Here is a 19,026-nt window from a genome sequence, read left to right on the forward strand (position 1 = left end):
TAGGTGGAAAAACAGTGAAAAAGTCAAAAGGGGTTCGGAATGTAAACATTCCGAACCCCTTTTGTCGACAATCTGAGAGGGATTCTCCAGAATCCCTCTTTTTCTATGTGAAATATTCTATTTTTGCCTGCGGGAAAAAGGTGTTAATATATCCGCCTAAAGTATCCTTTATATCTTCTTGTTCTTCATTTGTATAGACGAATTTACCAATCCCGTAGCGGCCCCATTTCCACTTTCGTTTGGTCTCATCAAGTTCTAGTTTTGTCATCGGGTAGTTTTTTTGAATGACACGCTTCGCGGGTTTTGTAAACCGATGTTGAATCATTTCAAAAGTTAAGTCCTTTTTAGCTGAATCTGGAAGCTCCGCCTCCAGCTTTTCTAACATATCTTTATAGCCTTCTTTCCAGCCCTCGTGGAGATAAATCGGTGCGATAATAAAACCTAATGGAAATCCAGCACCAGCAATCTTACCTGCTGCCTCGATCCGTTCTGGCAGTCTCGATGTACCCGGTTCAAAATTTTTAATAATATATTCATCATTAACACTAAAGCGAAAATGGGTTTTCCCATTATGCTTTGCATCAAGTAAATGATCCACATGGGCGAACTTAGTTACAAAACGAAGTTTGCCATATTCCGATTGTCCAAAGAACTCAATCGCCTTTTTTAATGTGTGGGTTAGATGATCAACACCAACAATATCAGATGTACATGAGGCTTCAAACCTAGTTGGTTCGGGCGCCCGTTCTTTCATATAATTTTCAGCAGCCTCGAAAATATCTTCAAGGTTTACATAGGTACGAATATAAGGTTTACTTCCCATTGTTGTCTGTAAGTAGCAATAATGACAATGTCCCATACAGCCGGTTACAAATGGAATTGCATATTCCGCAGAAGGTTTGGACGTATCAAACTTTAATGTTTTTCGTACTCCGACCACCAGTGTTGATTTTGCGGTACGATATTTTTGAAAATCATTATCACCAGGTAAATTTCGAATTTGATTATGTGATGTTGTTTCCCTAATTTCAATTCCCATTTTTTCAAATTTTGCAATTAGCTCTTTGCCAAGCGGGTACTCAAGTGCGCTTGGCTCAACATATACAAGCTGTGGTACAAAGGGTTTAACCATAATACCCCTCCATCTCTGTTAATCCAAACGCATCTTGATAGGCATATTCAGCTTCCTCTGCAGATGAATAAACTGCCACTTCCTCTGTTAAAGGATAATAAGTTTCGTAAACAAAAAGTGAAAGTTGATCAGGGTTTTCAGGATTCTGGACAACCGCTGCTTGTTGAACATTAGCAACATCTTGAGCATGTGGATTCCGAATAATAATATAGACGACTTGTCCTGGTTGATATGAAGTCATTAGTTCACCTAATCCTTTCAAAGCTATGGTTTACTATTGATATTATTCTCCAGAGAAGATTTTTAAGTGGAATGAAATATTTCCATTTAAAACGGGGAGGCACCATTTTAAATGGCGTAGAATAAATTTAGTAATCTCAGGGAAATTTAAATTTACGTTTGTAAAATCTTAATTAGGGGATGCTGTTAATGGCAATTTTTGTCTACCAGACATTTGAGATTAAACAAGATAAATTTAAAGAAGGAATTGAAAATTTAAAGGAAATTAAGACGTTCCGTAATGAAAATTATGATCATAATGTCGAGATCTTAACACCTGTTTCTGGTGAAGATCATACATATGCCCTTCTTACCAAATATGAAGGCTTGGCTGAAATGGAATTACAAAACAAGAAAATGTTTGAGGATGAAGAATACTTAAAATTGATTGGAGACTTTTTTCTCCAAAATATTGTTCAAGGCAGTATGTATACCCAAATTTACCGTGCCCTAACTGAGAAAAAAACCGACAAAAAGCAATCCTAGTTTTCTTATAAAGTGAAAGTTATATTCAAAAACACGGCTGATATTAGCCGTGTTTTTGATTGTGAGTTTAAGCTTCCAATGGTTTTCGACTAAATAATCCTATTAGATAGCCAATTATTAATCCAATTAAGGCTGGGACCAACCATCCAATACCTTCTGAATAAAAGGGTAGAATTTCAAGTGCCCCACTCCATTTATTCGAGAGGAATGTCTTATTAATCGAATCGATGATACTAAAAAGAGCAACAAAGCTAACAACAGTGATATAAATCTGACGGGAATTCTTAAATAAATCATCAAAAAGACCTAATAAAATAATCACGATGGCAATAGGGTAGATCAAGCCTAGTATCGGAACGGAGATTTTTAAGATTTGCGTTAATCCTAAGTTAGCAATGGCAGTACTAAGAACTGCTAAGATCATTACCCATATTTTATAATTTATTTTTGGAATTGCATTTGCGAAAAACTGACTGCAGGAAGTGACTAAACCAATGGATACACAAAAACAGGCAATGGTAAAAACCAATCCTAAAATAAATGTCCCGCTCTGACCAAATAAATGTGTCATTACATTTGCCAAAATTTGTGCCCCATTTTCTGTTTTTCCTAAAGATGCGCTTGCAGCCCCTAAGTATCCTAAGATCAGGTAAATAACGGTTAACAGCAAACCTGCACCTAATCCAGCGTACATCATATATATAGATCTTTTTTTGTCATCGACCACACCTTGTGCTTTTAATGTGTTGGCTATTACAATACCAAATGCTAAAGCCGCTAGCGCATCCATTGTTAAATATCCATCTAAAAACCCTTGAAAGACAGGATTTGAAATATAATTATCCTTTGGTGTTTCAAATGAACCAATTGGGTCAATTAAGCTTTTAACAAAAATAATAGCGATTAAAGCCAGAAGGATTGGAGTCAATAACTTCCCAAAAAGGTCAATCAGTTTAGAAGGAAACATACATAACCACGCGACTAATCCAAAGAAAACAATGCTATATACAAACAATGATATTGGATTGGTGACAAGATTTTCTGGTAAAAAAGGAGCTAATCCCATTTCAAATGCCAGACTACCTGCCCGGGGAATCGCCAGTCCAGGTCCTATTGCGATGTAGATTAGAAATGGAAAGATAAAGGCAAAAAAAGGATGAACTCGTTGGTTAAGTTCGTTAAAGCTTCCTGCTTTAGCTACAGCAACAACCCCTAAAATCGGCAGTCCAACTGCTGAAATAATAAAACCAGCAAGAGCTGTCCAGAGATGATCCCCCGCTGACTGCCCCAAAAATGGTGGAAAGATTAGGTTTCCAGCCCCGAAAAACATAGAAAATAACATAAAACTAATAAAGACAATTTGTTTTGCAGAAAAATTCATTAATAAACTCCTTTTTAAATAAAAATATTATTTCATTATAATAAACCAATTTTACCCCATAATGGAATATTTATTTTAAACTTCTAATAATTTAAAAATTCCTCTTCCTATTTGGAAAGAGGAAAATAAAAGTATTTTAAAAATAATCAGAGAAATATGGCGTCTCTCGTTCAATTAAATTCTCTAAAATCTCCACCGTTTGCTCATTACAAGAAAGGCGACCGATTGCTGCCAAATAGGACGGCCGTTTGTATCCGAGCAACATCGTTGTTAGTGTCTGAATCGTAACAGTAACATCTGGCTGTCCGTCGCTATTTCTTAGCTCCCCTTGTCCTACAGCGGATACTTGAAATGTATATATTCCTTGATTCCACTCTAGAATTGGATCATCCACTTTAATCGTCATGTGAATGTCAGTGCCCGGTGCACTAAATGGGAATTGTTCGATAAACTGTGTGACATCAACAATACGTGCCATAAAATAGGGAGCGATGGTTTCTTTAATATCCCCGTCTTCCAACCAGAAAGCCAAAGGATCATTGGTGAAAATATTCCCGACAACTTTCGTCACCATGGAGAAATGGGCACTGATAAAGTTCCAAAGTCCGTTTCGCGCTTCTTCATTCATATAGATCATTTCTTTGACATGCAGTACATCTTGAGAAATCCAGTAAAGTAAATACCCTTGTGGCTGATGAGAACGATCATAATAAACGGCGGCGGTTAATTCATCCAATTCCCATCTCCAGAATTCTTCCCAAGCTAAATTGTTTCGAATCATGGCTACATGCCGCCTTCTTGAAAAAAGCTGGTAAACGGTTTTGATATCTGAATGCTCTGTATTTAGCCGATCGACGTAACCAGAAACTTTCTTCACTTTTGGTAATTGATAGTCTTTGATTTCAAAGGTCATCTTATCGGAAATAATCTCCCATCCCCTTTTACGATAAAAAGGCAATGAATAGGGATATAAATAAGAAATTGATTGATTTCTATCTTTCATATCAGCCAGTGCCTGCCAGATCAACTTATTCATTAATCCTAAATTCGCATATTCCGGATAGGTGCCAACCCCAGTCAATCCGCCCATCTCAAAGGTTCGACCATATATGTTAACTTGAAAGGGATAAACAGCAACTTGAGAGATTAGTTTTTCACCATCAAACCAGCCTAACACATCAGCCTGCTCTAAAACAGGCAGTTTTGCTAATGCAATTTCACGCTCCTCCCAGCCCACCGTCTGTAGGTCTTTTTTAGTTACTTGGAAAACATAACGTAATAATTCATTGAACTGCCGCCAATGTTTTGGTTCCACTTTTTCCATCTTGAGCCTGTCCAGTCGACTCATACCTATTCCCTCCAACAAATTTAGGTTATACTCTATGTTCATATAATTTGTGTAAATTTATGTAAACTTTCCGAAAAAAACTGTATCAATTCAAAAAAAAGAGTGCTCAATAATTTGAGCAACTTCATAAGCAATTCTTTAATATTATTTTATTCCGAGAGCTTTTTTGGTTGCTGGACCAACAATCCCATCCGCTGTTAATTTACGAGCTTTTTGAAATTTGCGCACGGCAGTATCTGTGTTTGCTCCAAAGACACCATCCACACCCTTTGTACTATACCCAAGGGACGTCAACTTACGCTGAAGTTCTTGGACGGCTGGGCCCCGACTGCCTTTCTTAAGGATTTCTCCAGTGGTACTAACAGGAACAGATGGTGCACTAGCCCCGCCCTTCACTTTATAGCCATTGGCAGATGCAATCGCATTGAATGATTTCCCAGAAGAGGTAATGATCACTGGGGTGCCCGTTGGGACTTGACTATACAGCCATTCGACTTCGTTATCGTACATGCGAATACACCCACTGCTAACATACCCTCCAATAGAACTGGGGTTGTTGTTTCCATGAATCGCATAGGTTGTTCCCCATGTACCGCGAGCATTTAATCCTAGCCAGCGATTTCCGAGAGGATTGCGTGGATCTCCACCTGGAATATGGCCCTTATAGTATGGCCTATTCTTAATCTTAACTACAATCTTGAACTTGCCTTCTGGTGTATATGATTTTTTTCTTCCAGTTCCAACTTTAAACTGCTTCTTAAACACACCGTTTTCAAAGTACGCGAGCCGATTGATAGTCTTGTTAATAATAATCAATTTTCCACTAGAGGCGGCTGAACCTGTTGGGACACCAACAAAAAAACTAGACAACATAAAAAAAGCAAACACCAAAAATACTAACCACTTTCTGGGCAAAACTAACCCCTCCCTACGACATAATACTCATCCGTGTATCCTATGTCAGAGGGGCTTGTACACATTACATTTTAATTAAAATTATTACAAAATAGGCTAAGAGTCATACATATACGAAAAAAATAGATGTTATAAGAAGTTCTACTCATAAAAATGGCCACGCGTCCTTCTAGAAAATTTCCAACTACTGCATCTGGGCGTTCTCTATTAAAAAAACAAAAAACCGCATACCTCATAAAAAATAAGGTTTCGCGGTTTTTGCCATCATTACCATCAATTTATAGCTTTGTCCGTAAACTCCAAAGCTCAGGGAAAAATTGTTGGTCTAGTACTCTTTTTAAATAAGTCACACCAGACGACCCACCTGTCCCCTGCTTATGACCAATGATTCTTTCCACTGTACTCATATGATTAAATCGCCATAATTGCTGTTGGTTGCCGATATCGACTAACTTCTCTGCCAATTCGTAAAGGTCCCAGTATTGATCCACATTTCGATAGACGGTTAGCCACGCTTCCTCGACACTCGCATTTGGTTCATAGTTTTTTGACAAATCCCGATGTCGAGCCTCATGATCAACAGGCAGACCACGTGCAACTAGAGCATTTATAGCAGCATCATAGATACTTGGTTGAAGAAGGGCTTCTTGCATTTTTTCGTATAGTTCTGTTTGATGTTGGTAGACTGCTAGTGTATGAGCATTTTTGTTTCCTAAGGCAAATTCAATCAAACGATTCTGATAAGACTGGAATCCTGATGATTGACCCAATTTATCCCTAAACTCTAAATATTCAGAAGGTGTCAAAGTCGAAAGTACACTCCATGACTGAATCAATTGCTGTTGAATTCTGGAAACACGCGATAGAATTTTGAATGATGGCTCCAAATCATTGTTTTGTATATACTCAATTGCTGCTGTCAATTCATGAATGATTAGTTTCATCCATAATTCACTTGATTGATGGATAACGATAAATAACATTTCATCATGGTGATCGGATAACCGATGTTGACTTGATAAGATTTTATCAAGATGAAGATAATCCCCATAGGACATCGATTTTTGAAAATCGGTTTGAATCTCCTTCTCCAGCTCATGTTTAGTGTTCTTTTCTTGTGAATTCACGGTATTAGACCTCCAGCATTCTAATTTAGTTAAGTTATTTATGAGTATTTATAACGTTAATTTACTTTTTTATTAAGAATTGCATCAGACTTGTTCTTTTCAGGATTCTTTTTGCTTTTATTAAGAATAAAATAGGCAGCAGTTAAAAATAACAACCATGGAACACCGAATTGAAGCATGATTTTAAAACCTGTAAACCAAGTGGTAATCATTAAACTGAGCAGAAGGACCGCTCCTAATAGCGTCATGTAAGGAAATCCAGGCATTTTAACTGGCAATTTCCGGCCTCCTGACTTCTCCCACTTTTTTCTGAAAAACAAGTGTGAAACAAAAACCATAAACCATGTGAAGATAGCACCAAACATGGAGATTCCCATCATAAAGGCGTACGACGAGTCAGGTAATAATGCGTTAACAGCTGCAGCAAGAAAAATCCCTAATGTAGAAATGGCAAGAGCACTTAACGGTACTCCCTTTTTGCTTATTTTACCTAAAAATGCAGGTGCATAATTTCCTCGTGATAGAGAAAACATCATTCGTGTTGAAGCATAAAGCTGACTATTCATGGCCGAGAGAGCCGCTGTTAAAATAATAAAATTCATAATTCCACTTGCACCCGGAATATTTAAGAGTTCCATCACTTTTACGAAAGGACTTTCCTCAACTCCAGCTGATTTCCACGGAACAATCATTAACATAATGCCAATAGTAATAATATAAAATGTCGATAAACGGAAAACAGTTGCTTTCAAAGCTTTTGGTACTGCAACATCTGGATCCTTCGCCTCTCCAGCAGTAACGGCGATCAATTCCGTCCCTAAAAAGCTAAATAGAGAAATAAAGATAGCGACCCACATTCCCCACATGCCGAAAGGTAAGAAACCACCTTCATTAACGAAGTTCTCAGGTCCCATTTCCGGTTTAGCCGACCCTCCAATGAAAACATATGCTCCAAGGAGAATGAATCCAACGATGGCACTAATTTTGATCATCGAAAACCAATACTCAAAAGTTGCAAAAGTATTGACACTTGTTGCATTTACATAAATTAGGACAGCGGCGAACAATAAAATCCAGACAAACCCAGGAACATCTGGAAACCAATACTTCATATATACCGCAATTGCACTTACCTCTACTCCAACCGCTAAAACGTTTGCAATCCAATACGAATAGCGGACCAGATAACCTGCGAACGGGCTTATATACTTCTCAGATATGGTTCCAAACGACCCTGAAGTTGGATGGGCCACAGTCATTTCTGATAAACATCCCATTAAAAGTAAAACAATGAAGGCACCAATCGCGTAACTGATTAATACGCTTGGGCCAGCAGTACTAATCGCAAGACCGCTGCCAAGGAAAAGACCTGTTCCAATCGCACAACCCATCGCAATCATAGTCAGTTGACTGGTTTTTAATTCACGCTTTAAACCTGATCCATTTCCATTATTCAAATTATTGTTCGCCATATAATTCCTCCTCGACCCTTTAGTTAAGCAACGACTTCACGTTCATTTTTAAACTTTTCATAGTGCTTTTCTGTCATGATTTTCTTAAGCATCTGGACGACTTCCCAAACCTCTTCATATGTGGTATAAAGCGCAACTGGAGCAAGACGAATGATATTTGGAGCACGGAAATCTGGAATGATCCCATTTTCTTTCAACGCTTTACAAATTCGCGCTGCTTCTATATGCTCTAAGCTTACATGACCCCCGCGGCGGAAATCCTCAACTGGGTTTCCAATTGTAAATCCCATGCCTGCTGCCTCTTGATCTAGTAGGTCCATTAAAAATTGATTAATCTTTAATGACTTAGCACGAATATTTTCAATTCCTGCTTCTGCAAAAATCTCCAATGCTCCTAGTAACGGGGCAAGACTTAAAACATGTGGTGTCCCAATTTGATAGGCTCCTGCGGAATCAGCCGGTGTTAGCGTGTGCTCCATATCAAATTGTTTCTCTTTTTTCGATCCGAACCAGCCAGCCAGACCTGGGGCTGTACCAAAATGTTTAGAATTCACATATAAACCGCCCACACTTCCCGGACCACCATTTAAATGTTTGTAATTGCACCAATAGGCAAAATCCACGCCCCATTCACTAAACGAATGCGGAATTGCTCCAATCGAATGACATCCATCAAAACCAATTAATACCCCTCTTTTGTTCGCTTCAGCCGTCAACCGTTTCATGTCCAGGATTTGGCCGCTTCGATAGAGTACAGTTGGTAAAATGATGAGTGCAATCTCATCAGTCATCGCTTCGATAATATCTTCTTCCTCTAAAAAGCGCCCATCTCGGCTTTTCACTCGAACAAGATGTGTATCTGGATCAAATCCATGAATGCGAAGCTGGCTTTGAAGCGCATATATATCTGATGGAAAGGTTAATTCATCAGCCAAAATTTTTGTCCGCTTTCCTTCCGGCTTATAAAAAGTAGCAACTAGTTGATGCAAGTTCACCGTTGTGGAACCCGTAACAATCACTTCATTCGCTGCAGCACCGACTAACGGAGCCATCATCTCTCCTAGTTTTTCCGATAAAAAGAACCAAGGGTGCTTTCCGGTTGTCCATCCGTCAATTCCATGCTCTTTCCAATCATTTAGAGATTCTAAGAGCGTCCGCTCCGATCGTTTCGACAATAGCCCCAATGAATTACCATCCATATAAATAGAATTCGGCTTTAGGTAAAACTCTTCTCTAAATCTATTAAGGCCATCTTCTATGTCTAATTGTTTTGCATATTCTAAAGTTATATGCATATGTATCTCCTCCGCTCTTCCACAACAAGTTATATAAATTATGAAGCAGTCTGATTATTTGCTAGTAAAAGAAACACTGCCTAGTTCCGCAAATTGTGCCAAAATTGTATCCCCTGGTTGAAAACTAATAGCTTCCGTTATTGCGCCACTAAGCACGATATCGCCTTTCTTTAATCCCTGCCCAGTTTCACCAAGCTTGTTTACAGCCCAAGCAACCGCAGCAGCTGGATCACCTAATACAGCCGCACTGGTCCCAGTAGTTGCAACCTCTGAATTCTTAGAGATGTATACACCAATATCTTTCAGATTTAGCGCATCCGGCGACACCCATTTGTTGCCTACAATAAATTTTGAAGAAGAACAATTATCAGCAACAACGTCTACTAGTGTAAACTTGAAATCTAAATAACGACTATCAATAATCTCGATCGCTGGTGCTACATATTTTGTCACCTTTAAAATATCGTCGGAGGTAACGCTAGTTCCTTGGATATCTTCATTAATCAAGAATGCAATTTCTGGTTCTGCCTTAGGATGTATGAAACTGCTAAATATAACTGGTTCCCATTCAGGTGCAAGCATATCATCCATTAAATACCCGTAGATGGCTTCATGAACACCCATCATCTCCTGCTTTGCCTTACTTGTTAAACCGAGTTTTACACCAATTCGGCGGAGCCCCTCCTTTTCTTTTTGCTCGATTAGTTTTTGTTGTATTTCATAGGCATGCTCAAATGTTAGAGTTGGATAATTTGTGGTAATTTTTTCAACTTCCCGCTTGTCTTTTTCTGCAGCTAATAGATAGTTTACGATTTCTTGTTCTGTTCCTTGCAACAGTGACATAATGGAACCTCCACTTTTTTTTATTTTTTTTATTCGGTGAAAAACTCTCTTACTCAAATGTTACAGAAACAGTTCCTAATGGGCCAAAATCTGCTACAATCATGTCGCCTTCTTTTACGGCAATAGCACCAGAAAGTGCACCTGGAAGAATTAACTCACCTGCTTTAAGAGTAATCCCGAATTCATGTAATTTATTGGCTAACCATGCGACTGCTTGTGCCGGGTGTCCTAAAGCGGCCGTCCCAGCCCCTGTAGCGACAAGCTCTTCATTTTTATATAGGACCATTCCTTGAGTTCGCAAATCCAATCCTTCAATGGTGCTCAGCTTTTCCCCGACTACTACTCTTGCTGAGGAGCCATTATCAGCCACTGTATCAACCAATTTGATTTTCCAATCAGAAATACGGCTGTCAATAATCTCGATAGTAGGTACTACATATTTGGTAGCCATTAACACATCTAGATAGTTCACATTTGGACCAACCAAGTCATGTTCCAAAATAAAACCGATTTCCGCCTCAACCTTTGGACTGATAAATTCAGAAATTTTCACAGTTGCTTCATCTGCTATTTTCATAGTATCTAACAGGTGGCCGTAATCAGGTTCATCCACGCCTAACATTTGCTGCATCGCAATACTTGTAAGCCCAACCTTTTTCCCAATTACTTTATGTCCTGCTATTAACTTTTTATCGATGACCTCTAGTTGGATTTGATAGGCATCGCCTACAGTCAGCTCCGAATAACGTTCCGTAAGTGGAGCGACAGAATATTGATGACTTTCTGCATCGATTAATTCTTTCGCAATTCCTTCTACTAATACTTCCATTTCTTCCTGCACCTTCCTTTTCTATATTAATAGTTAAAAAGTGGCCTTTCAGCCACCTTTTACTTTATTTTATAATTTCATTGTAATGGTTTTGGCTTCTGTGTAAAATTCAAAACTATGACGTCCGCCTTCACGACCAATTCCGCTCGCCTTTGATCCACCAAATGGTGTTCTTAAATCACGATAATACCAGCAATTGATCCAAAATAAGCCTGAATCGATTTGAGAAGCTACTCGATGTGCACGCCTTAAATCATTTGACCAAACCACTCCTGCCAAACCATAAATTGAATCGTTGGCGATTTGTATCGCTTCTTCTTCCGTTTTAAATGGAATGACGACTAATACCGGGCCAAAGATTTCTTCCTGTGCGACTCTCATCTTGTTATTAACATCATAGAGCACGGTTGGCTCGTAAAAGTTTCCTTGTGACAATCCTGCCACACGCTTACCGCCTACAGCAAGTTTCGCACCTTCAGAAATTCCAATTTGCACGTAGTTATCAACCGTTTCAAGATGACCTTTTGATATAAGCGCACCCATATCCGTCGATTCATCCAATGGATCGCCCACTTTGATGTTCTTTGCAGCTGCAACAAATTTTTCAAGGAATTTATCATAAACCGATTCTTGCACTAGTAATCGAGAACCAGCTAAACAGATTTCCCCTTGATTTCTAAAAATCGCTTCAATCGAGCCCGCGACGGCTTCATCTAAGTCTGCATCCTCAAATACGATATTGGCTGATTTTCCACCCAATTCTAATGATACTGGAATTAGTTGTGATGCTGCATTTCTCATTACCGTTTTACCCGTGGAACTTTCCCCTACAAAGGAAATTCTGCGAACGTATGGATGAGTAGTCATTGCCGTTCCTACTGTTCCACCTGGGCCTGTCAGTATATTCAACACGCCCGGTGGTAATCCTGCTTCGTTGGCAATTTCACCTAACATGACTGCACTTAGTGGTGTATAGGATGCTGGTTTAACAATCACGGTATTACCAGCCGCTAACGCAGCAGATGCTTTCCATGTCATTTGCATGAATGGTAAATTCCAAGGAATGATCAAGCTTGTGACACCTGCTGGTGCATATTTGGTATAACTCATATGTTTCGATTGTTCGTAATGCTCGTTGTTGACGTATTTGGCCATTTCTGCAAAAAATCTTAAGTTAGATGCGGCGCGCGGGATATCAAAATCCCTGCTTTCTCTAATCGGTTTACCTACATCTAATGTCTCAATTAGTGCTAACTCCTCGACTCGTTCCATGACAAGATCCGCCATTCGGCACAGGATCTTTGCTCTTTCTTCGACTGGCATTTTACTCCAAATACCACTATCATAGGTACGCTTGGCAACCTGTATCGCTCTTTCTACATCTTGCTCACTTGCACTTGCAACAGAAGCTAATTTTTGATTGGTAGCTGGATTAAGCGTGTCAAAGGTTTCCCCTGTAACAGCGCTTACATATTCTCCATTGATAAACAACTTGGCATCGTTAATTTGAAGTTGTTTTTCTAAAATGTTACTCACCTTTGTCACCATCCTCAACTTCAACAATCATCTCAACCTCGACAGTATTATTGTGTGGCAGTTGTGCCATCCCTATTGCTGATCTCGCATGCCTTCCCTTTTCACCAAACACTTCCACCAACAAATCAGAGGATCCATTCATGACTTTAGGATGGTCTTTAAAATCAGTCGTGCTGTTGACCATACCAAGGATTTTGACAATTCGTTTCACTTTGCTAAGATCGCCGAGTTCATTCTTGATTACTGCTAATAGATTAAGCATACATTGTCTTGCTGCTTGATAGCCTACTTCTATCGATACATCCTCACCAAGTTTTCCCCGGTATTCATCAGTACCTTGTCCTGATGTGAAAATTAGATTCCCTGTTCGTACACAGCTAACATAATTACCAGATGCGGGGCGGAGAGCCGGCAGCTTTATTCCAAGTTCCTCTAATCTCTCTTCTGGAGTCATCACTTTGTCTATCATCTTTTCATCCTCTTTTCCGATTAAATTAGTAGATTAACTGGTAAATTTAAAAATCTAAGTGCATTTTCACCTAACATCGCACGTTTCTGTTCTTCACTGAGGCTGAGTGTGTCATCAATAATCTTTCCTGGTGGTGTTTCCCGCAGTAAGAATGGATAATCCGACCCCATAATCACTTGTTCTGCACCAAATTTTTCGACTAGAAATTTGATATTAACAGGGTTATTTACGATAGAATCATAGAAAAATTTCTTTGCATAAAAACTTGGTGGCTTTTCCGTAAGCTGCAAATGTGGCCACACATTCCAACCATGATCAAGTCTTGGAAGAATGTAAGGTAATGAACCGCCTCCATGAGAAAAACAAATTTTTAGTCCTGGAAATTTCTCGATAACACCGCCTAGGATTAAACTAGCAGCAGCTAGTGCTGTTTCACTTGGCATTCCAACCGTATACATTAAATTATGTGAGGAAAAACGTTCTCCGCCCAGTGTTTCCCATGGATGAATAAATATAGGGACATTCCATTTCTCACACATCGCAAAGAAATCAATTAACGATTCATTGTCTAAATTTTTGCCATTAATATTTGTGCCAATCTCAACCCCTTTTAAGCCAAGTTGATGTATACAGCGGTCTAGTTCAAGAATCGCTTCTTCGACATTTTGAAGAGGAACCGTCCCTAGACCAATAAACTTGGTTGGATGTTTAGCTACTGTTTCAGCGATGAAGTCATTTTGAAGTCTAGCCATAGCTACCGCTTCTTCTATAGGTGCCCAATAGGAGAACGTAACGGGAATTGGCGATAAAACTTGTATATCTACATTTTCTACATCCATATCGTGAATCCTTTTTTCTGGACTCCAAACTTGGTCGGTCACTTCACGGAACACCTTTCCGGATACCATGATATTGGCACCGCATGAGCATGTAGGCTTTAGGACCGGCCACTTATCATTTTGGAACTTCGCCGCAAAATCAGGGAAATTTTCAGGGATGATATGTGTATGAAAATCTACTCGCATTTCCATTCACTCGCTTCTTCAGCCATAATATGACCACAGTTCTTACAAGTCCGAAGTTCTAAATTACTGTTAAATCCATGAATTGCTTCTTTTACCTGCACTTCAATATTTGTTAATTGAACGGTAACGCGGTGCATTTCATGATCACATTCATCACAGAACCAAACAAAATCCTCTAATTCCCCGTCTGCTCTGTCACGTTCAATAACAATCCCTATGGTATCTGCGACCCGATGTGGAGAGTGGGGAACATTAGGTGGGAGATGAAATACTTCTCCTTCTTTCACGGTAATTACTTCTCTTTTGCCTTGCGCATTAATAATTTCAACGTAGCAATCACCTTTTAATTGATAAAAAATCTCTTCAGAAGGGTCCACATGAAAATCACGTCGTTTATTTGGGCCTCCGAGGATCATAAACATTAGTTCAGAATCCTTCCAAATCACTTTATTATTTACTGGTGGCTTAAGTAAATCCTTATTTTCTTCAATAAATCCCCAAAGGTTAATTGGTTTTAAAGAGTTTGTCATAGTAATTTTCTCCTCTCAACTTTTAATAGAAATTCTTATCTATTTACTGTTGCAAATTTTTCCTCTGCTGATTTTAATGCCTCCTGCATAAAGACCACTTCTTTGGCTAATGATGTAATTCGTGTAAGAACCACAGCATCGATAATTTTATTTTCTTCATTAAAATGGTCGTTATTGACATATACATAGCCTGGTGCCACGAAGGCTCGGAAAAATCCTGCAATCGGCTTCAATTGATTTTCGATAACAAGGTAATGCTGGTATGTTCCACCTGTTGCGACAAAACCAATTACTTTGTTGCGAATATCCTTTGGATTGATTAAATCAAACAAATTTTTGAGTGGCCCTGATAATGACCCCTGGAATATAGGTGTTCCGATAATATAGAAGTCAGCAGAATTAATAATATCGAGAACTTTTTTTGTGTCACCTGTATAGTTTGAAGGATTTCGTCCATCACAGAACTGCACATCATAATCTCTTAAATCAAGCAATTCTACTTCAACGTTAGGATGATGTTTCTTTACTTCCTCTAATACCTTTTGAACAACAATACTAGTTTTTGCTCCAATAATGGTGCCTGAAATTCCTAATAACTTCATAGTGTAAACTCCCTTCTATTGCTGAGTGATATCAAGTAGTTTCATTTACTTTTCTACTGTTTATAGTCCCAGTAACGAATAGGACTGCTGGAAATCTCCCTCTGAGATTAACTGGCGGATTCTCGTCGATGAAATAAGTTCTCCACCTTTACAATAAACAGGAGGAGTGATATTGATATGAAAATACTTTTCTAAAAAATTCACATCGCCTTCTCTATTTTTCCCAAAATGGAAATCAGCACCCACTGTAACCTCTACCGGGTTTAACTTAGATAATTCACAGATAAAATCCTCAGGGGGCCTGGTCGCATACCATTCATCGAAGCTGGCAACAATTATATAATCAACACCTAACTTCGCGATCCTGCTAACCTTTTCCTGAATGGGTGTCAAAATTTGAACGCCCTTAAAATAATGTCGAGGAGGCGGATCGAAAGTATAGACAACGCTCGGAACCTGATTAACCCGACTCTTTTCCACTGCTTGCTTAATCACGGCTTGATGTCCTTTATGGACACCATCAAATGCACCAATGGCAATCACAGAACCTGCAAGTTTCAGAACTCCATCTTTAAGCGTTTGCATCGTTCACACCTCCTCTTCCTATTAATTGACGTTTATAAGCTAGTAACCTCATTTTTTTGATTAAATATTTTCATGGCTTCATCAGCCAGTTCAAAGGAATTTTTCCTTTTGTGGTTGTTATAGAAAATCGCTCTTTTACGAATTGGATCTCCAGTATAATAGCGTTCGTATTGGAGTACCCTTTGTCCGAATGCTTCACCGCATAAATCCCATGCTAATTTAAAGAGATGGACACGTTCTTCTGCTGAAACGCCCTCTCTTCCAAGATAATACTTCTCTAAATCCTCTCTTAATTCCGGATTCTCGAAATCGGCATCTGTAGGTGACATTAATAGTCCACCTGCACCAATGATTTGCATAACCTCTATCGCACGCGGGTACATTTTTGGCAGCAATCCTCTAATGGTTTCAAGTGGTGCATAGGCTGGCATCGCTTCGCCAGTAGCAGTTACTTCATGTTCATACTCTGAAATTCGGAGCAATGCCCTAATCGATTCAACCGATTGGACTAATTCTCCTAAATCATTTTGTACATTAAGATAACTATCAACACCGATGGAGTCGGCGATTTTACAAGCCACTTCGGTTGCAAATTGTAGTTTGATTAACCCTCTTACACCAGACTGATGAGCTGGCTGCTGAGCGATTCCTGTTTTCGGGTAAAGTAAATTGGCTGCTTCTACATTGTTATAAAGGAATACACGCTCCCAAGGTACTAAAACATCATTAAAGACTAGGACCGCATCCATTTCCTCGAATCTTGATGCTAATGGGTGGTCATATACCGAACGCTGTCCATCTTGCATGGCTTCGCGGCAGATTATGCGAAGACCTGGCGTATCTAATGGAAGTGCAAACGCAAGCGCATAACGTTCATCCCCAGGCATAAATCCAGGAAAAGAATAGACAATTACTTCGTCAGTGATTGGTGCAAGGGTAGCTAGCATTTTCGCTCCTCTTACGATTAAACCATCAGGAGTTTCTTTAACCGCACCTAGATGGGTAAACATATCCTGTTGTTCGTGTGAAGATTTACTGCGGTCATTTTGCGGATTGATGATGGCATGAGTTAAAAACAAGTCATTATCACGGATATGCTTAAAATAGGATCGAATGTTTTTTCCCCATTCAGGATTGTATTTATCTAAGAACTCGGAATTACTCGCCATTGAAGTTACGACGACATTTAAGAAATCAGGAGTTCTGCCCATTAAACCAAATGTCGCTTTGGCAAACTCTTCGAACGTCTTTCTTCTAGCTTGTAAATCTTGATAGCTTTTAGGTACTAAGAATGCATTCGAGATTCTTTCTCCCGTTTCTTCACAAATATGAGTAATATCCTCTTGATACTTGGCATCATGCTGCATATCATATAGCTTTGCAATTTGAAGAATTGGCTGATGAAAAACTGGCTCTTCAAAGATATTTTTAACATTTTTTCCAGATAACCAAACTTCTGGTGTTCGGGCTTTTAACGCCTCGATATACTGTGCTCCTGTACGAATTCCCATAAAACATCCTCCTTTGAATTTATATTTTCATTATAGAATTGATATTTCTGAGTCATTGTAGTCTGATTAACATTTTTACTAAAAAAATAAAATTTTCATTTTATTCAGATTAATAAAACGGCCCACATCATTCTTTATACAAATGATGTGGACTGTTTTTCGAATGATAAATGCTAAATTTTTAGGTTCCCTTTTTTAGGAATAAATAATATAGTGATGGATGCAAGGACCCCTGCTACAGCAAAAAGATAAAAATTGATGGAAAAATCCAAATCTGAGCTCATAAAAAGGCCAATGAGGATGGGTCCAGAAATTGCACCAATTCTGCCAAATCCAAGTGCCCATCCAAGTGCTGTGGCTCTGTTTTCTGCTTCAAAATATTTAGAAATATAGGCATTGAGAATTAGTGTTGTCCCAATTGTTCCAAACCCAGCCACACCTACTAAGCAATACACCAATAACATCGATGATTTAATGCTTAATAGCGCAATTGAGACACCTGCTAAGAAATAAGAAACACTGATGATTTTCTTGGATCCCCAGCGGTCTGCTGCAGTTCCCGCTAGCAAAGCACCAATCGCTGCCGATAAATTAAGCATCAGCAAAAATCCTAAGCTCGGTCCAAGTGGATATCCAGCCTCTCTCATCATTTTTGGCAGCCATGTACTCAAACCATAAATCATAAGCAGGCCCAAAAAGAAAGTGATCCAAAAAAACATGGTTGCCCGAATATTCTTTTTGGCAAAGAGACTCGCGATTGCCGAAAATTTGTTTGTGGAGACTTTTTCCTCATCCTCGATATGGCTTTGGACAAATTCATCGGGAAGATGATATTTTTGGACAATACTTTTAGCTTTTGCCAACTTTTTCTTTGCTATTAGGAAACTAATCGACTCAGGTAGAAATTTTATAATAAAAGGAATGACTATAAGTGGAGTCACACCAATCCAAAACATTAATCTCCAGCCATAATCCTCCAAAAGAAACATAGAAAATAATGCTCCAAGGACTCCACCAATTGGATAACCTGTATACATAATAGCGTACAGTTTTGATCGATGCTGCAAGGGAGAATACTCGATTGTTAATGCAGATACTGTAGGTATTACCCCACCTAGTCCAAGGCCACCAATAAATCGGAATAATCCAAACATCTCAGGAGATGTGGATAAGGCAACAAGGCACATCGATAAGGAAAATACAATGATACAAAAAACCAATGTCTTCTTTCGGCCGATCATGTCCGTAATTGTTCCTACACAAATTGCACCGATAAGCATTCCCACTAGAGCATAACTACCAATAGCCCCTGCTTGTGCAGGTGTCATACTCCAATCTTTGTACTCCATTAATGATGGTAAAACTGCACCATAAATTCCTAAATCATATCCATCCGCTAACATCGCAAACCAGCACAACACAACTACAAGTAAGGTTGCTTTAGGCATACTCATCAATGAAAGATTACTAGCATTTAGATTGTTTGTTTGAGATAAATCTTGAGTTACTACTGATTGTACTTCCTGATTCATTCAACCATCCCCTTTTATTATTTGCTCCAATAGTCTCTTTATGTTGTGTCTCAGGTGAAAACCCTCTTTGGCCCTCCTTTTTTTTATCTACCATAATGTTCTTCCCTTTATTTGATTCTTGGTAGTTAA

Annotated in this window: 19 protein-coding genes; 1 reads left to right on the forward strand and 18 read right to left on the reverse strand. The window is 38.9% G+C overall.

Annotated elements, in window-relative coordinates:
• Window positions 1-103: 103 nt before the first annotated feature.
• A complete protein-coding gene (splB, locus tag FS608_RS14610; RefSeq protein WP_144552179.1) occupies window positions 104-1,132 on the reverse strand; it encodes a spore photoproduct lyase in 1,029 nt (342 codons plus the stop codon).
• Complete coding sequence (locus FS608_RS14615) at window positions 1,125-1,373, reverse strand: transcriptional regulator SplA domain-containing protein (RefSeq protein WP_144552182.1); 249 nt, start codon at window positions 1,371-1,373, stop codon at window positions 1,125-1,127. Before FS608_RS14615 ends, splB begins: the two co-directional genes overlap by 8 nt.
• A gap of 188 nt (window positions 1,374-1,561) precedes the next feature.
• On the opposite strand from FS608_RS14615, the gene FS608_RS14620 reads away from it, so the two are divergent.
• The gene (locus FS608_RS14620) at window positions 1,562-1,897 is read left to right on the forward strand and encodes a hypothetical protein (protein ID WP_144552185.1); all 336 of its coding nucleotides are present in this window, start codon (window positions 1,562-1,564) and stop codon (window positions 1,895-1,897) included.
• A gap of 67 nt (window positions 1,898-1,964) precedes the next feature.
• Here FS608_RS14620 and brnQ read toward each other — a convergent pair whose 3' ends face one another.
• The 16 genes from brnQ to FS608_RS14700 all read right to left on the reverse strand — a co-directional run bounded on the left by brnQ (window position 1,965) and on the right by FS608_RS14700 (window position 18,819).
• Window positions 1,965-3,278 (reverse strand): branched-chain amino acid transport system II carrier protein, encoded by a 1,314-nt coding sequence (gene brnQ, locus FS608_RS14625; protein WP_144552188.1) that lies wholly within the window; start codon window positions 3,276-3,278, stop codon window positions 1,965-1,967.
• Window positions 3,279-3,414: 136 nt separating this feature from the next.
• A complete protein-coding gene (locus FS608_RS14630) occupies window positions 3,415-4,626 on the reverse strand; it encodes a GNAT family N-acetyltransferase (RefSeq protein WP_144552190.1) in 1,212 nt (403 codons plus the stop codon).
• A gap of 144 nt (window positions 4,627-4,770) precedes the next feature.
• Window positions 4,771-5,541 carry a L,D-transpeptidase family protein gene (locus FS608_RS14635; protein WP_313958716.1) on the reverse strand — a complete coding sequence of 257 codons (771 nt, stop codon included), beginning with the start codon at window positions 5,539-5,541 and terminating at the stop codon, window positions 4,771-4,773.
• Window positions 5,542-5,819: 278 nt separating this feature from the next.
• Entirely contained in the window at window positions 5,820-6,668 is an 849-nt protein-coding gene (gene kynA / locus FS608_RS14640) for a tryptophan 2,3-dioxygenase (protein WP_144552193.1), read from the reverse strand.
• A 56-nt stretch (window positions 6,669-6,724) separates the two neighbouring features.
• Window positions 6,725-8,140, reverse strand: coding sequence for an amino acid permease (locus FS608_RS14645; protein ID WP_144552196.1), 1,416 nt, complete (start codon window positions 8,138-8,140; stop codon window positions 6,725-6,727).
• Window positions 8,141-8,163: 23 nt separating this feature from the next.
• Complete coding sequence (kynU, locus tag FS608_RS14650) at window positions 8,164-9,435, reverse strand: kynureninase (RefSeq protein WP_144552199.1); 1,272 nt, start codon at window positions 9,433-9,435, stop codon at window positions 8,164-8,166.
• A gap of 54 nt (window positions 9,436-9,489) precedes the next feature.
• Window positions 9,490-10,278 carry a 2-keto-4-pentenoate hydratase gene (locus FS608_RS14655; protein ID WP_144552202.1) on the reverse strand — a complete coding sequence of 263 codons (789 nt, stop codon included), beginning with the start codon at window positions 10,276-10,278 and terminating at the stop codon, window positions 9,490-9,492.
• 49 nt (window positions 10,279-10,327) lie between these two features.
• Window positions 10,328-11,107, reverse strand: coding sequence for a 2-keto-4-pentenoate hydratase (locus tag FS608_RS14660; RefSeq protein ID WP_144552609.1), 780 nt, complete (start codon window positions 11,105-11,107; stop codon window positions 10,328-10,330).
• A 69-nt stretch (window positions 11,108-11,176) separates the two neighbouring features.
• The gene (locus FS608_RS14665; protein WP_395947780.1) at window positions 11,177-12,643 is read right to left on the reverse strand and encodes an aldehyde dehydrogenase; all 1,467 of its coding nucleotides are present in this window, start codon (window positions 12,641-12,643) and stop codon (window positions 11,177-11,179) included.
• A complete protein-coding gene (locus tag FS608_RS14670) occupies window positions 12,636-13,109 on the reverse strand; it encodes a RidA family protein (protein WP_144552611.1) in 474 nt (157 codons plus the stop codon). The genes FS608_RS14665 and FS608_RS14670 overlap by 8 nt, the downstream gene beginning before the upstream one ends.
• A gap of 23 nt (window positions 13,110-13,132) precedes the next feature.
• Window positions 13,133-14,143, reverse strand: a complete 1,011-nt coding sequence (locus FS608_RS14675; RefSeq protein WP_186328740.1) for an amidohydrolase family protein — start codon at window positions 14,141-14,143, stop codon at window positions 13,133-13,135.
• Complete coding sequence (locus tag FS608_RS14680; protein WP_144552207.1) at window positions 14,128-14,667, reverse strand: 3-hydroxyanthranilate 3,4-dioxygenase; 540 nt, start codon at window positions 14,665-14,667, stop codon at window positions 14,128-14,130. Before FS608_RS14680 ends, FS608_RS14675 begins: the two co-directional genes overlap by 16 nt.
• 35 nt (window positions 14,668-14,702) lie before the next feature.
• Entirely contained in the window at window positions 14,703-15,269 is a 567-nt protein-coding gene (locus FS608_RS14685; protein WP_144552210.1) for an NADPH-dependent FMN reductase, read from the reverse strand.
• A 60-nt stretch (window positions 15,270-15,329) separates the two neighbouring features.
• The gene (locus FS608_RS14690) at window positions 15,330-15,854 is read right to left on the reverse strand and encodes an FAD synthetase family protein (protein ID WP_144552213.1); all 525 of its coding nucleotides are present in this window, start codon (window positions 15,852-15,854) and stop codon (window positions 15,330-15,332) included.
• A gap of 32 nt (window positions 15,855-15,886) precedes the next feature.
• Complete coding sequence (locus FS608_RS14695; RefSeq protein WP_144552216.1) at window positions 15,887-17,365, reverse strand: 4-hydroxyphenylacetate 3-hydroxylase family protein; 1,479 nt, start codon at window positions 17,363-17,365, stop codon at window positions 15,887-15,889.
• Window positions 17,366-17,538: 173 nt separating this feature from the next.
• The gene (locus FS608_RS14700; protein WP_260871701.1) at window positions 17,539-18,819 is read right to left on the reverse strand and encodes an MFS transporter; all 1,281 of its coding nucleotides are present in this window, start codon (window positions 18,817-18,819) and stop codon (window positions 17,539-17,541) included.
• Between the last annotated feature and the right edge of the window lie 207 nt (window positions 18,820-19,026).

The sequence above is a fragment of the Bacillus sp. X1(2014) genome (assembly GCF_007678255.1).